A 13,546-nucleotide genomic window follows, 5' to 3' on the forward strand; every position below is an offset into this window, starting at 1 on the left:
GTGGCATGTCTCGAAAGATAGAAACCATCAGGCGCAAGGCCAACGCCATGACGCTCCGCCTGCACCAACGTGCCGATCATCCTGCGCGGCCCGTCATTCACGGTAACGCGAGCTCGGGTGGCCTCCGAAATTCCGGATAACAGAACCACTGCGCCGACATGACGATCGCCGACTACCGGCTCCTCGGGACTTGGCCACCAACGTCGAATGCGGGCGGCGGCGGCGTGGTGAACGGCACGCGAAGAACAAGTCCGCGGCCGCGATCGTCAGGAACGATCACGTCGAGGTACGCGGCGGCGACCAACAGCGGCCAGGTATCCGCGTTTCCTACGTCAGGCGGTCAGTCCAGCTCGTCGGGTACGGCCGCCCTAGTCAGGTCACGCATGTCGGGCACGAAGGGTTGTTGCGCCAGCATGCCGTTGTCCGCTCGGACGTGTTCGCCGTTGATGGCACCGGCGTCATCTGAGGCGAGAAAGCAATAGAGTTTGGCCAACTGTTCCGGACCGTTGAGCTCAGGCGCAACGACGTGCCTGCGGTAGATGCCCATCATTACCGCGGGCAGTCGCAGCGCAGGAGGCGTAATGGTGACGCCAGGGCACACTGCGTTGCACCGGACGCCCTCCTGGCCATATTGGGTGGCGGTGTACGCGGTCAACGCCAAGATGGCCGCCTTGGTCGCGCCGTACGCGGTAAGGCCGCTGTCACCGGCGAACGCGTGCGTGGACGCGGTGTTGACGATCGCTCCACCGACCTCGCGCAGGTGCGGAAGCGCATATTTCGTGGCCAGCATCGTGCCGCGCAAGTTCACCGCCATCACGTCGTCCCACACATCGACCGACATGGACGCGAGATCGCCGTCACCGACCGGGAAGATCCCCGCCGCGTTGATCAGCACATGCAACCCACCGAACGCATTGACCGCGGTGGCCACCAACTGCTCAACCTGGTTCTCGGAGCGGACGTCGGTAGCGACGGCGAGCGCGGTGCCAGGCCCGTGTTTCTCGTTCAACATGGCCGCAAGCCGCTCCACGTTCTCAATGGTGCGGCTCGCAACCACGACCCGCGCGCCGGATGACGCCAACTCGGCCGCCGCGGCACCTCCGATGTTCACTCCGCCCGGTTCCACACTAGTCGCCCCGGTGATGATGGCCACCTTGCCGCCGAACGAACTCACGCCGACCTCCGAAGGACCTCCGCGCCTGCGATCAGGGACACTACACGGACGCCAGGCGCACCACATGAACGCTTATCGACACTGCTCGCACGACTTCACAATGCTGCCCGCTCGCCTCCTCAATCCGACGACACATCACCGGATAACCGTTTAACCGTGCAATGGAGTACGGCCCACTCGGAGAACTCGTCCGGACACCCGCATAGTCCATAGTAGACAAGAATTCCTCCAATAGATCGTCAAGTCGTGCGAGAGCGGACAACGACGCGGCAGCTTCTGTAGCCTCTGGTCACCGCGCAGAAGTGCGTGGTGAACCTGGCGCGCTCCAACCTGCGCTACGCCTCCCGGACGCACTGGAGTGCGTTCACCAAGGCACTGGCGACGGTCTACACCGCGCCCACGGGTTAGAAAGCTGACATCAGCGCGATCCTCGCGGACCATGCGCGCCGTGTCAATGTTGATCGCTAGACCGCGCCGTACGAGCGCAACCCCTTCTTGCGAGCCGCATAACGGATGTCCTCCTAGCGAGGCAACCCTTCCGTTGTGCGACTTAATGTTCTGCACCAGCGAGAGGCTGCTCCGACAGCAGCGCATTGCGAGCGGCTTTGCCGGACCGGTGTCGCAGCACGCGTCGCACGATCGACGGGCGACCCAGCGTCGTGGGCGGATCCACCATGTGAAGAACCCGGAGGAACTGCTGATACACAACATCGTCGTGCGGCATCACGCGCATGAGCCTGCGCATATAGCTGAGCCCTGCTCGGATCGGCAGCGGTGCGCGATGTCGTTGCCAGCCCCAGTCGGATGAGGTCGCTAGCAGCCATGGCCACAGCGTCCGGCGGGCCAGTACGCGCTGGAACCGTCTGGTAGCACCGGTCGGGATTCCACGCGGAGGGCATTCCCGCAGGAACTCACGCAAGTCAGTCGCCTCGAAGGCGCTCACTGTCAAACCCTGCCCGTAAACCGGGTTGAACATACATACGGCGTCTCCGACCGCGATCAACCCATCGGGCCAGCGACGCAACCGATGACAAGCCAGTCTGCGGTTCTCGGTGCGCGAGTATCGCCGGATCGATGATGCCGGGCTCATCCGCGCGACCAGGTCGGCCACAGGCACGCGCAACTTTCTGAGGTACTCCGCAAACGCCTCCTCGTCGTGGGGGGGTTTACCGTCCTCGATGCCTTGAAGGGTGAGGAGCATCCGACCCCCTTCCACCCTGGACACGAAGCCTCCCCGTCGCACGTCCGGAGCCTGGAGGAACTCGGCGAGCCCAGTCCACTCTGGCCATACATCGGACGGGTTGTCGTAGAGCCTTGACGCGTATCCCACTCCCACATTGAGTACGGCCTCCCTGGGTCGGCCGAATCCCGCCTGCTCCAACCACTCCGCAAGATGCGAAGACCGGCCGCTCGCGTCCACAACGAGACCCGCGAGCAACGTCTTTTCGCCATCGGCGTCGCGGTAGACGACACCGGTGACGGCACGTTCGTCGGCTCTCAGACCAAGCACGGCGCATCCATCCGCGAGCTCGACACCCGGCAGCGCGAGCACCCTTTCCCGCAGCGACGACTCGAACAGCGACCGGGTGAACGACTGGACGATCAGGCCAGTCTGCGGTCTTGCCGCCCAACCGTCGGCAAACCTGACGGCGACTTGCGCACCAAAGTCGAAGGTCGGTGCTCCCGCGTCACTCAGCTCGTCGCGGAATCCTGGGAATAACTCCTCCACCAGCTCGCCACCCCGAGCGCTGAGGGCGTGCAGGTGATGGGACTGCGGTATGCCGGCACGGTGATCCTTGCCTGTCAGGCGATCTCGCTCAAGCAGGAGCACGGAGGAGAACCTCTCGCTCAACACCCGCGCTGCCAGTAGTCCAGACACGCCAGCACCAATCACCACCGCTTGACTGAAGTCCCTCATAACATTGGCCTTTCCTCCAAGTCGAGATTCGCTGCTCCAGACTCAGGGCCGGTCCGGTACCGCGCGCTCTCCCGGCACCAGTCAAGCTCGCCGCGCACGATATGTTCCAGTGCTCGGACATGCCGGGATACCGCGATCCGCTCGCCCTGCGACAACGACATCCTTTCCAGTCGCGTGCGGAGCTCGATGAAACGAACGACATCGTTGCGGAAGAGATCGACCGCCTTGGCGAACGCCTCGGAAAGCTCGTTGCCGTACTTCCGCTGGAGTACGAAGACGATGTTGTGGGTTTCGCCGGCGGCGATCTCCTTGTTCAACGAGTACAAGTCGTTGATGAGGAACATCATCCTGCCCGTGGTGCGGATTAGATCGGCATAGGTGTCTGTGTTACGTATGCATTGCGGCACCGCGATGCCTTCGGCAACCTCGATCAGGTCTACAAGAACCAGCCAAGCGAAGGTGTCCAGCCTCAGGTCGATGTAGGCATCCAGTAGCGGCACTTTCTGGTCCACCCGCATCGACACCTCTAGCGCGACTCCTCTGGCGAAAACGAGGAGATGGTCGGCAAGACGTTCCCTGAGCAGGGGGTCGACCTCGCGAAAGCCCTGGTGCCATAGCTCGTCCAGCGCGTGCCACAGTGGTTCATGTGAGCCCGGCGAACCGCTGCTGCGGAGAACTCGAGCGAGCTGGTCAGCAGCCTGGTGCGCCCGGTCGGGTGCCAGGCCCAGTCGATGAGGGTCGAAGTGGTCGTCGTAGACGAACATCCAGACGATGAGGCGTCCGATGAGATTGAGCTCTGAACACCCAGCCTGGGGATACACGGAAGCGATCAGGTCGCTGAAGCAAGCTGCTCGCACGCGCCGCGCGACAGCCCCGTCGCCGACGACACTCGTTTCGTTCAGCCAGGCGGTGAGGTTGGCGTCGAGTACTGCCGCGTGCGGACTGCGCGCCGGCGAAAATGGAACGCCTATGCGTTGCGCTGCCAGATCGAAAGTTGGCACGGCTACCTCACTCTCGCCGGAATCGGGGTGCTGAGTACGCGCCCGATTCGTTGCGCGGCGAGCATCCCGGAGGCGACACTGTGATTGGTCGTCGAGTGCGCGAGGAAGTCGCCGCCAGCGAGCTGGACTCTGCTTTCTGCCGGACGTGCCGCGCTGAGCCCCTTCAACGCGCGGTAGTCACCGGGACGGCGGACCACGATACCCTGAGGAACGCGGCAGACGCGGAGCAGTTCGGCGTGACTCTCGAGCTCAGGGAGCACCCGCAGGTGTCGCGCTCCGGCCAGGGCTGCGGCCGCCAGAAACTCATCGTCCGAGTCGAGGTGTGACGCCGACCAGTTGCCGCGGAAATGGGCCATGGCGAGGCCACGTCCCGCGGCCACCCGTCCTTCCGCCATGTTGTGCGGCAACACGAATCCGCACATGTCCGGATGCTCCTTGCGTGGGAAGTCGAGAACGACCTCTTTGGCCGAAGTAGGCCGGTCCAGCCCGAATGCGATGTGGATACTCGCGGCGTACCGCAGCGATTCGAACGCCGTTCTCTCGATTTCTTGAAGCTGGGGGTAGATCCCGTGGACGAGCGGCGGCGGCACCGCGATCACACATGCTTCCGCTCGGACGGTTGTCGTTGCGTTGTCACGACACCAGGTCACCTCGACCTCTCCCGCAGACTCCTCTACAGACAGGACAGTCGCCTCGTGCTCGACCACCACGTGCTCGGCGAGCGCCTGGGGAAGAAAGCCGACCCCGGCCGTCGAGGTGAAGAACCCCCCTCCCCCGAGCAGGCTGCGCAGGATCATGAAGGGCCCGATACTCGACGTTACTTCGGCGTCCTCCAAGGAGGCGAGGATGCACAGCAGATCGAGCGCGTAGTCCACGGTCGCGTTGCTGATGCCCCGCCGGGCCGCGTACTCGGAGACCGAATGGTGATCATGCGTGGACATCGACGACATGTCCTCCCAGCTGAGCGAGGGCCGCAGTCGGGCGTAGTCGATCAGGAGTCGAACCGCGTCGGTCGGTGGCACCAGCTTTAGCATGCCTGCTGCCATACGCGGCAAGGACTTGACGTTGATACGTTGGACGCGTCCCTCTTTCACTACACCGACCAGGCTCGACGACCGGAGCGGCCGAGCGTTCACCGCTGCCGCGAGTCGGAGGAGATGCTGATACCGATAGGACAGCAGGGAAGCGGCGAGGTCGACGGGAAAGCCGCCGTGGTCCACGTTCGCCATGCGTCCCCCGACCTCGTCTCTAGTCGAGCTCTCCAGTACCGTGACGCGATATCCTTCGCGCTGCAGGAGAAACGCCGCGGTGAGGCCGGCGATGCCAGCGCCCACCACCACGACGTTGTAGTCCGAGCATGCGGAAGTTTCCCGCATCAGATCACCTTTCCCGCGAGGCCCAGTTGACCGAGGAGACTCATGGAGTCGTAGTACTCGAACTCGCGGTAGATCAGACCTGAACGCACTTCGATGACGTTGGCCATCAGGAGTGAGATCGTCCGGCCGGTCGCGGGCATCCCATGCAGTGGGCCGGTGTTGGTGCCATGCACGACGACCTCGGCGAGCGAGCGTCCGTCACCGGCATCGTTGATGTGCCGGATGTCGAAACTCATGTCAGGAAAGGCCTCTGTGTACGTGCGCGCCACCTCAACCCCTGCTTCAGCACCGTGCCGCTCAGCGCTGCTGGCGTTGTGGTAGACGTAGTCGTCATGGTAGAGCGCACGAAGCTCATCGAAGTCGTGCTTGGCCACCACGTCGAGCAACTTCCGGTGCAGCTCTGTACTCGTGATCATCCCAACCCCGCGGGCACGCGGCACAAAGGCGGACGTCGTTGCGGAGAACTCGGGCAAAATTGTTTCTGACATGCTGCCGCTCCGATCACCTGAAGAGGCGGTCTGCTGGAAGTCGGATCGCCGCAAGGATAAGCACTGTTGGGATTGCAACGATCCGGATCGTTCCACGCTGCGGAACACCAGTTACGTGACGTTGTGGACGTAGATGTGGCAACTCAAGACGTAGTGGCGAAACCTTGGCGGAGACTGCCGCAGGCGGACGGTCTCACGTGGACGATCGTGCTGTGTTCACCGCGACGGTGTTCGTCCTGACCAGTGGGTCCGTGTGGCGACACCTGCCGCCCAGCTTCGGGGTGAAGGTCTCTACCACGGTTCGCCGCTTCACCGAGTGGACGAAAGCAAGATTATGGCGCAGGTCGCATCGCGCGGTACTCGATGAACTCGACAGCCGGGGAATGATCGACTGGTCCCGCGTGGTCCTGGCCGAAGCCTCGGCCAGGACCAAGAAATAGGGGTCTTTGACCGGTCTCAGCTCCGTGCACCGCGGGAAACCCGGGTTGAAGGATCCATGCACTGTCCGACCGGGTGAGACTGGCGCCGGCTGTCGCGGCCTCGGCCGTCAATACCAACGACGCTCACGCCCTCAAGCGGCTGGCTTGGCGATCCCCGCCGTGAAGTCCCGGCGCGGGCCCCGCCGGTGCCTGTCCGTGTGACCCCATCAGGGCGATCAAAAGTGCACATATTTCTATCTAGGTCTGTTGCTGCTCCTGCACCTAGGCAAGCCTGCAGCTCCCCAGTCCTACAAACGAGGAGCGTGTGACGATGAGAGAGCAGCCATGCCATGCCTCGGATCGCGCAGAGACGCAAGGAGGCTTCACGCGCAGCGTTGATCGAGCGTTGTCGCTTCTGGAGGCGTTGGCAGCGCACGGTTCGCCGTCCAGCCTATCCGGCCTTGCCCGTGCTACTAGTCTCTCCAAGGCAACCGTGCACCGGATATTGAACACGCTCGTTGCGCGAGGGTTTGCGGAAAGAGCAGGTGATGGTTACACACTTGGTAACCAAATGCTTCAGCCGAGACCGGAAGCAATTCGGGCTGCTGCACTGCAGCGTAAGCTGATGCCTTTCCTACTGTCGCTATATGAGCGGACGCATTCTGCGGTGAGCGTTGGAGTGTTGCACCGGGGCTACGTCTTCTACTCGGATCGGCTGCATCATCAGTGGCATAACGACAGATTCCGGCAGCCGGTGCCGGCTCATTGCAGCGCAGTGGGCAAACTGTTCCTCTCATATGAGCATGACGTCATCGCCGGGCTCGCCGAGCGGGAGCTGAAGCGGTTCACAGCAATGACGGTTACAAGGGTTGGCGATCTCAGCTGCGAGCTGACGATTGTTCGCCGGAAATCTGTGGCGTACTCACATGGCGAATATCTTTCTGACGAAGCTGAGGTTGCGGTTCCGATCTTCGGTGCGGATAAGCGGATTGTGGCCGGGATGTCCGTCGCGGGCCCGGTTAATTCGATGAATTTGGACGCGGTCCGAATGGAGGCCAGTAAGTCTGCTCAAAAGGCATCCTACTATCTTTCGCAGCCGACCGCACTGGGACTCGCGCAACGCTGCGACTCGCCATACGACGGAGCGATGCTTGAAATCCGTGGGCAACTGGGAGGGGGCGTGCCTTCTCAGAGGGCCAGTTCCGGTGCTGCTGCGATGCGTGCGCGGAGTAACTAATCGTTGGCGGGTGGGTACGTCCTTCGAAGGTGATCGCGAAGGCGACGACGAAGTGGTCAAGTCCTGGCCGGTCGAACTCTGCGGGCTGGCGACCTCCCGGCACTTCAGCGGCTGTCGTCGCAGCAACATCCTCGATACCATCGTCCACTTCGGATTAGCGCCCTTCAGTGACCGGGCCTGGAGAGCCACATCCAGGCAATCTGAGCTCGCCGGACCTCATACTTGGGGCTGGGTTTGTTAGCGATGGCCGCAACCGCAGTGCTAATGGCGGTGCAACCGAAGAAGAAACGGCGCGGATCGTGGGACAGCAACAACGACGACGATGGAGGCGACAGCGATCAGGAGAACTGGATGCAGCCGTCGATCATCATCGACCGACCGGTCATGTAGTCGGAGTCCGGTGAGGCCAGGTAGGACACGAAGCTCGCGACGTCCAGGCCGTCAGCGGGCAGACGCAGCGCAATACCCTTGCCGATGCCTCACGCGGCACCCGTGACCAGTGCGACGCGTGACGATTTCCCGTGTGCGAACATTGCTTCCTCCAACCGGAAGTGGAATTGCGGGTGTTCAGGACTCGCTTAGCACGGACATCTCTCCGAGCCAGGACCAGTCGCTGTCAGCGACGACGCTGTGGTCGGCTCCGATGGACACGGCGGAGCTTCACGGCGTCCGAATTGCGGTCCACGACGACGAGTTCGGCCGAGGTCAGCGCCTTCAGCACCTGGATCCCGATGTGCCCGAGCCCGCCCGCGCCGATCACCACGCAGCGGTCTCCGGTCCGCAGGGTTCTGGCGGCCTTCGCGGCGGCCTGGTAGGCGGTCAGGCCCGCGTCGGCCAGCGCCGCTACGTCGGCGGGTTCGAGGAATTCGTCGATGCGCACGACGCTGCGAGCCGAGGTCGACATAGCCACCGGCGCTGTCAATGCCGGGGAACAGCGACTGCTCGCACGATGGCCGTGATCACGGCTCGGTCATCCACCGGTGCCGTCCCACCCCCCTGCGGTCGCGGTTCGAGCCGCGGGATGAGCGGCTCCGCCAACGCCCACAGCTCATTGGGCACCGAACGCGGGGAGAGATCATCAACCACAAGAAGCGATCACGACAGACTTGATCAACTCACATTAGAAACGCTCATAGCTCGTTCCGCCCGAGCTGGTTTCACCTGTTGAAACTTTCTCTTGTGAAAGACCCATCTGTCGCGCAGTCTGGCTTGGTCACATTCGTTGAACAAAACGCGGTAGCTGCGACAAGGATCTGAGCCTTCCTCAAGTGAATGGTTCTCGCCTGGCTTGGAAGCAAGTTCGGTAAATCTGCTCACCCGCGTACGTCCGGGCCGTTCCTACGCGACCGCAAACTACGACCAGAATCAGTACAGGCGTACGCATCGACTAATGATGTGGCACGCCCCACTCTGCTTCGAGATTTTCGGTGTCGCCGCGAGACGGCGGCCACATCCAATCAGCGCTGCGAAATGAGGATGCCGTGACTCTTGCGACGACGTCGGCACACCGATCAGCCAGCGAGGTCCTCGGGTGGAGCCGGACCACCATCGAACCGGTGCTGTGTGCCGCGGTGCGCCGGCTGCCGGACTCCATGCTGCACCTGGCCGGTTACCACCTCGGGTGGTGGGACGCGATTGGCGAGCCGTGCCAGGCACCAGCTGGCAAGGCGATCCGGCCCGCGCTGACGCTGCTGTCCGCCCAGGCGGTCGGCGGCGCACCGGAGGTCGCGGTCGGGGCGGCTGTCGCAGTGGAATTGGTGCACAACTTCTCGCTGGTGCACGACGACGTGATGGACGCCGACGAGATGCGTCGGCACCGGCCGACCACCTGGTCTGTCTTCGGCGTCAACCGGGCGATCCTGGCCGGCGACGTGATCCTGGCCGCCGCGTTCCAGGCGCTCGCGGCCACGGGGTCTCCTGCCTGCACCGCGACCGCGGTGGACGTGCTCGCCCAGTGCGTGAGCGCGCTGTGCGAGGGGCAGAGCGCCGACCTGTCCTTCGAGGAGCGCAACGACGTCGACACCGGCGAGTACTTGACCATGGCCTGGGGCAAGACGAGCGCGCTGCTGGGCACCTCGTGCGAGCTGGGCGCGGTGCTCGCCGGTGGGGACGAGCGGCAGCGGAAGGCGTTGCGGGACTTCGGCGAGCACCTGGGCCTGACTTTCCAGCTCATCGACGACCTGCTTGGCATCTGGGGCGACCCGGCGGTCACCGGCAAGCCGGCCGGCGCGGACCTGGTGCGGCGCAAGCAGTCCTACCCCGTGGTGAGCGCGCTGCGCGCGGGTGGCCCAGCTGCCACCGAACTGGCCGAACGCTACGCCCAGCCCGAGGCCTTCACGCCAGAGCAGGTCACCGAGGTGGCGCTGCTGGTGGAACGGGCCGGCGGTCGCGAGGCGACCCAGCGCCACGCCCGGGAGCAGCTCGCCGATGCCCTCGCGGCGCTGGAGGCCGTCCACCTCGACGAGCAGGCCAAATCGGAACTGCTCGTACTAGCCGAACTCGTCACCCGTCGCAACAGCTGAGGAGAAGGTCGTGCACCCACTCGTCTGGCACATCAGGGCAACGCCCGCCAATCCGGCCCCGAGCGACGCGGTCCTCGTCGCGAGCAGCTACCGTCTCGCCGACCGGCTGCCGTCGGACTGCTCGGCGGCACCGCTGCTGGTCGGTGAGCTGCGCCGGCACGGCGTCAGCGCCGTCTCGACCCATGTGGACGTTGGCGTCGGTGAGCAGATCGCTTCGGCGCCGCGTGGCGGCGATATCGACCTGCTCGCCATTGGCGCCGACCAGCGCAGCCGGACCATAGTGGACAGTGTGCTCGGCAGTTGGCTGTCGGTGGCCGCGCCCCGCACGGTGCTGCTGGCCAGCCCGCGCTCGTTCTGCGCCGGCGTGGAGCGCGCGATCGGCATCGTCGAACGGGCGCTCGAGCAGGCCGAGGGCAGCCCGGTGTACGTCCGCAAGGAGATCGTGCACAACAAGCACGTCGTGCGGGACCTGGAGAAGCGCGGGGCAGTGTTCGTGAACGAGCTCCACGAGGTGCCCGACGACGTGACGGTGGTCTTCTCCGCGCACGGCGTGTCCCCCGCTGTCCGCAACGAGGCCGACCGACGGGGACTGCGAGTCATCGACGGAACCTGCCCGCTGGTGTCCAAGGTGCATTCCGAGGCACGCCGGTACGCCGGTCGCGGTGACACCGTGGTCCTGATCGGCCACCGTGGTCACGAGGAGGTGGAGGGTACCTTCGGCGAGGCACCGGACCAGACCGTGATCGTCGAGACGGTGTCCGATGTGGACAAGTTGAGCATCGACGACCCCTCACGGATCTCCTACCTGACCCAGACCACGCTCGCGGTGGACGAGACCGCCGACGTGGTGGAGGCGTTGCGCGCCAAGTTCTCCGCGCTGCGCGGCGCGGCCTCCGACGACATCTGCTACGCGACGACGAACCGGCAGGGCTCGCTGCGCGCGGTTGCCGATCAGGCCGACCTGGTGCTGGTGGTCGGTTCCGCCAACTCGTCGAACTCGGTTCGTCTGGTGGAACTGGCCGAGCGCGGCGGCACCCCGGCGCACCGGATCGACGACGTCACCGACATCCGACCGGAGTGGCTGGCGGAGACCAGTGTGGTTGGGCTGACTGCGGGCGCGTCCGCGCCACCGAACCTGATCGACGAGATCGTGCGCGCACTGGGCGGGTTGGGCCCGCTGGACGTGCGGCAGATCGAGACGACGACCGAAACCATCCATTTCGGACTTCCCAGCGCCGTCCGCTCGGTGTCCTGACCCTTCGGGAGTGACCGTGACCATCGTCAGCGACTTCATCGCGTCGGTTCCCGTGCCACGGCAGCGCACAGCGCTGCTGGAAACCGTCGCCGGGCCCGCCGACCTGCGTCGGCTGGACCATGCCGACCTGGCCGAGCTGTCCGCCGAGATTCGCGAGTTCTTGGTGACCTCGGTGTCCGCGGTCGGTGGTCACCTCGGGCCGAACCTGGGCATCGTGGAGCTCACCCTGGCCCTGCACCGGGTGTTCCGCTCGCCGCAGGACCGCATCCTGTTCGACATCGGGCACCAAGCGTACGTGCACAAGCTCGTCACCGGCCGCGCCGCCGGGTTCGCCTCGCTGCGGCAGTACGGCGGCCTGTCGGGCTACCCGTCGCGGGCCGAGAGCGAGCACGACGTGATCGAGAACTCGCACGCGTCGACCGTGCTGGCCTACGCCGACGGCATGGCCAAGGCGTTCGCGATCAACGGCGAGTCCGACCGCCACGTGGTCGCGGTCATCGGCGACGGAGCGCTGACCGGCGGCATGTGCTGGGAGGCGCTGAACAACATCGGCGACACCCGCAACCCCATCGTCGTCGTGCTCAACGACAACGAACGGTCCTACAGCGCCACGGTCGGCTCGGTCGCCGCGCACCTGCGTGAGTTGCGGAACAACCCGCGGGCCAAGCCGCTGTTCGAGGATCTGGGGCTGACCTACCTCGGCCCGGTCGACGGTCACGACACCGAGGCGCTGGACGCGGCGCTGTCAGCGGCCCGCGCCACCAGTCGGCCGACGATCGTGCACTGCGTGACCGTCAAGGGAAAGGGCTACCCACCCGCCGAGCAGGACGAGGCGGACCGGATGCACGCTTGCGGTCAGATTATCCCCGCCACCGGCAAACCGGTCAGCGCCGGAAAGCCCTCCTGGACCTCGGTCTTCGAGCGGGAGATCGCGGCGATCGGTGAGCGGCGGCAGGACGTGGTCGCGATCTCGGCCGCGATGCCGTTGCCCGTCGGGCTCGGCACCTTCGCCGAGCGATTCCCGGATCGCTTCTTCGACGTCGGCATGGCCGAGCAGCACGCCGTCACCTCGGCGGCCGGGCTGGCCATGGGCGGCACGCACCCCGTGGTCGCCATCTACGCCACGTTCCTGAACCGGGCGTTCGACCAGGTTCTGCTGGACGTCGCGCTGCATCGTTTGCCCGTGACATTCGTACTCGACCGTGCCGGCATCACCGGGCCGGACGGTCCGAGCCATCACGGTATGTGGGACTTGTCGATGCTGGCCATGGTGCCCGGTTTGCGGGTCGCCTGCCCCCGTGACGCGGCCAGGCTGCGGCGGCTGCTCCAGGAGGCGGTCGACACCGAGGACGGACCGACGGCAATCCGCTTCCCGAAGGCGTCCATCGGCGAGGACATCCCCGCAGTCGGCCGGGTCGGTGACGTCGAGGTGTTGCTGTCGGGCGGCAACGATGTGCTGCTGGTGGCCGTCGGTGCCACCGCACCGACGTGCTTAGCGGTTGCGGAAGCGCTGACCTGGCGCGGCATCGGCGTCACTGTCGTCGACCCGGGATGGGTGCTGCCGGTCGACTCTGGCCTGCTCGACCTCGCCCGCGACCATCGCACGGTCTACGTCGTCGAGGACGGCCTGCACGGTGGTGGCGTCGGCGACGCGGTCGCCCGCGCCTGTGGCGCCACTGGTGTCAGCGCGCCCGTCCGTTCGTTCGGAATCCCCGGGCGCTTCCTGCACCACGGCACCCCGCAACAGCTCGCCCGCGACTGCGGGCTCGACGCCGAGGGCATCACCGACAGCATCCTGCGCGACGGAGGACTGTGATGAGCGTTCAGCTTGGCATGCCCGCGACCCCGCCCCCGGTACTGAGCGAACGCCGCAAGACCCGCCAACTCCAGATCGGCTCCGTCGGCATCGGCAGTGACCACCCGGTAGCCGTCCAGTCGATGACCACCACTCTCACCGCGGACGTCAACGCCACGCTGCAGCAGATCGCCGAGCTGACCGCCGCGGGCTGCGACATCGTCCGGGTGGCTTGCCCCAGCGCGGACGACGCGGAGGCGCTGCCCGCCATCGCGAAGAAGTCGCAGATCCCGGTCATCGCCGACATCCACTTCCAGCCGAAGTACGTGTTCGCGGCGATCGAGGCCGGCTGCGCCGCAGT

At 65.2% G+C, this 13,546-nt stretch carries 11 protein-coding genes and 3 pseudogenes; 7 read left to right on the top strand and 7 right to left on the bottom strand.

The genetic code is table 11. The features are described from left to right. Positions 1 to 340: 340 nt before the first annotated feature. The 5 genes from AB0I53_RS22415 to AB0I53_RS22435 form a co-directional block, all read right to left on the bottom strand. Entirely contained in the window at positions 341 to 1,174 is an 834-nt protein-coding gene (locus AB0I53_RS22415) for an SDR family oxidoreductase (protein WP_358606046.1), read from the bottom strand. Between the two features lie 550 nt (positions 1,175 to 1,724). Continuing rightward, entirely contained in the window at positions 1,725 to 3,092 is a 1,368-nt protein-coding gene (locus tag AB0I53_RS22420; protein ID WP_358606049.1) for an FAD-dependent monooxygenase, read from the bottom strand. Further along, positions 3,089 to 4,093: a hypothetical protein gene (locus AB0I53_RS22425; RefSeq protein ID WP_358606052.1), complete on the bottom strand. Its 1,005-nt coding sequence runs from the start codon at positions 4,091 to 4,093 to the stop codon at positions 3,089 to 3,091. Before AB0I53_RS22425 ends, AB0I53_RS22420 begins: the two co-directional genes overlap by 4 nt. Before the next feature lie 2 nt (positions 4,094 to 4,095). After that, complete coding sequence (locus tag AB0I53_RS22430) at positions 4,096 to 5,469, bottom strand: FAD-dependent oxidoreductase (protein ID WP_358606055.1); 1,374 nt, start codon at positions 5,467 to 5,469, stop codon at positions 4,096 to 4,098. Continuing rightward, a complete protein-coding gene (locus tag AB0I53_RS22435; protein WP_358504100.1) occupies positions 5,469 to 5,957 on the bottom strand; it encodes an ester cyclase in 489 nt (162 codons plus the stop codon). Before AB0I53_RS22435 ends, AB0I53_RS22430 begins: the two co-directional genes overlap by 1 nt. Before the next feature lie 182 nt (positions 5,958 to 6,139). On the opposite strand from AB0I53_RS22435, the pseudogene AB0I53_RS22440 reads away from it, so the two are divergent. The 3 genes and pseudogenes from AB0I53_RS22440 to AB0I53_RS22450 all read left to right on the top strand — a co-directional run. After that, positions 6,140 to 6,583 (top strand): annotated as a pseudogene (locus AB0I53_RS22440) (transposase); the annotation flags it as partial. 124 nt (positions 6,584 to 6,707) lie between these two features. After that, positions 6,708 to 7,613, top strand: a complete 906-nt coding sequence (locus AB0I53_RS22445; RefSeq protein ID WP_358606058.1) for an IclR family transcriptional regulator C-terminal domain-containing protein — start codon at positions 6,708 to 6,710, stop codon at positions 7,611 to 7,613. 243 nt (positions 7,614 to 7,856) lie between these two features. After that, complete coding sequence (locus AB0I53_RS22450) at positions 7,857 to 8,003, top strand: hypothetical protein (protein WP_358606060.1); 147 nt, start codon at positions 7,857 to 7,859, stop codon at positions 8,001 to 8,003. A 225-nt stretch (positions 8,004 to 8,228) separates the two neighbouring features. On the opposite strand, the pseudogene AB0I53_RS22455 reads toward AB0I53_RS22450, so the two are convergent. After that, positions 8,229 to 8,560, bottom strand: a pseudogene (locus tag AB0I53_RS22455) (NAD(P)-dependent alcohol dehydrogenase); the annotation flags it as partial. Then, positions 8,559 to 8,699: pseudogene (locus tag AB0I53_RS22460) on the bottom strand (IS5/IS1182 family transposase); the annotation flags it as partial. The pseudogenes AB0I53_RS22460 and AB0I53_RS22455, both read right to left, overlap by 2 nt. A 395-nt stretch (positions 8,700 to 9,094) precedes the next feature. On the opposite strand from AB0I53_RS22460, the gene AB0I53_RS22465 reads away from it, so the two are divergent. From AB0I53_RS22465 to AB0I53_RS22480, 4 genes are all read left to right on the top strand, one after another. Beyond that, complete coding sequence (locus AB0I53_RS22465; RefSeq protein WP_358606063.1) at positions 9,095 to 10,135, top strand: polyprenyl synthetase family protein; 1,041 nt, start codon at positions 9,095 to 9,097, stop codon at positions 10,133 to 10,135. 10 nt (positions 10,136 to 10,145) lie between these two features. Next, the gene (gene ispH / locus AB0I53_RS22470) at positions 10,146 to 11,390 is read left to right on the top strand and encodes a 4-hydroxy-3-methylbut-2-enyl diphosphate reductase (protein WP_358506428.1); all 1,245 of its coding nucleotides are present in this window, start codon (positions 10,146 to 10,148) and stop codon (positions 11,388 to 11,390) included. A gap of 16 nt (positions 11,391 to 11,406) precedes the next feature. Further along, complete coding sequence (locus AB0I53_RS22475; RefSeq protein ID WP_358606068.1) at positions 11,407 to 13,206, top strand: 1-deoxy-D-xylulose-5-phosphate synthase; 1,800 nt, start codon at positions 11,407 to 11,409, stop codon at positions 13,204 to 13,206. After that, on the top strand, positions 13,206 to 13,546 hold a 341-nt coding region (locus tag AB0I53_RS22480), incomplete at its 3' end, for a flavodoxin-dependent (E)-4-hydroxy-3-methylbut-2-enyl-diphosphate synthase (protein WP_358606066.1). The genes AB0I53_RS22475 and AB0I53_RS22480, both read left to right, overlap by 1 nt.

The organism is Saccharopolyspora sp. NPDC050389, from assembly GCF_040655595.1.
GTDB lineage: Bacteria > Actinomycetota > Actinomycetes > Mycobacteriales > Pseudonocardiaceae > Saccharopolyspora.

What these genes read in the sequence shown, in the direction of transcription:
- AB0I53_RS22420 (WP_358606049.1), bottom strand. Translation starts at nt 3,092, where the DNA reads ATGAGGGACTTCAGTCAAGCGGTGGTGATTGGTGCTGGCGTGTCTGGA.
- AB0I53_RS22430 (WP_358606055.1), bottom strand. Translation starts at nt 5,469, where the DNA reads ATGCGGGAAACTTCCGCATGCTCGGACTACAACGTCGTGGTGGTGGGC.
- AB0I53_RS22435 (WP_358504100.1), bottom strand. Translation starts at nt 5,957, where the DNA reads ATGTCAGAAACAATTTTGCCCGAGTTCTCCGCAACGACGTCCGCCTTT.
- AB0I53_RS22445 (WP_358606058.1), top strand. Translation starts at nt 6,708, where the DNA reads ATGAGAGAGCAGCCATGCCATGCCTCGGATCGCGCAGAGACGCAAGGA.
- AB0I53_RS22450 (WP_358606060.1), top strand. Translation starts at nt 7,857, where the DNA reads ATGGCCGCAACCGCAGTGCTAATGGCGGTGCAACCGAAGAAGAAACGG.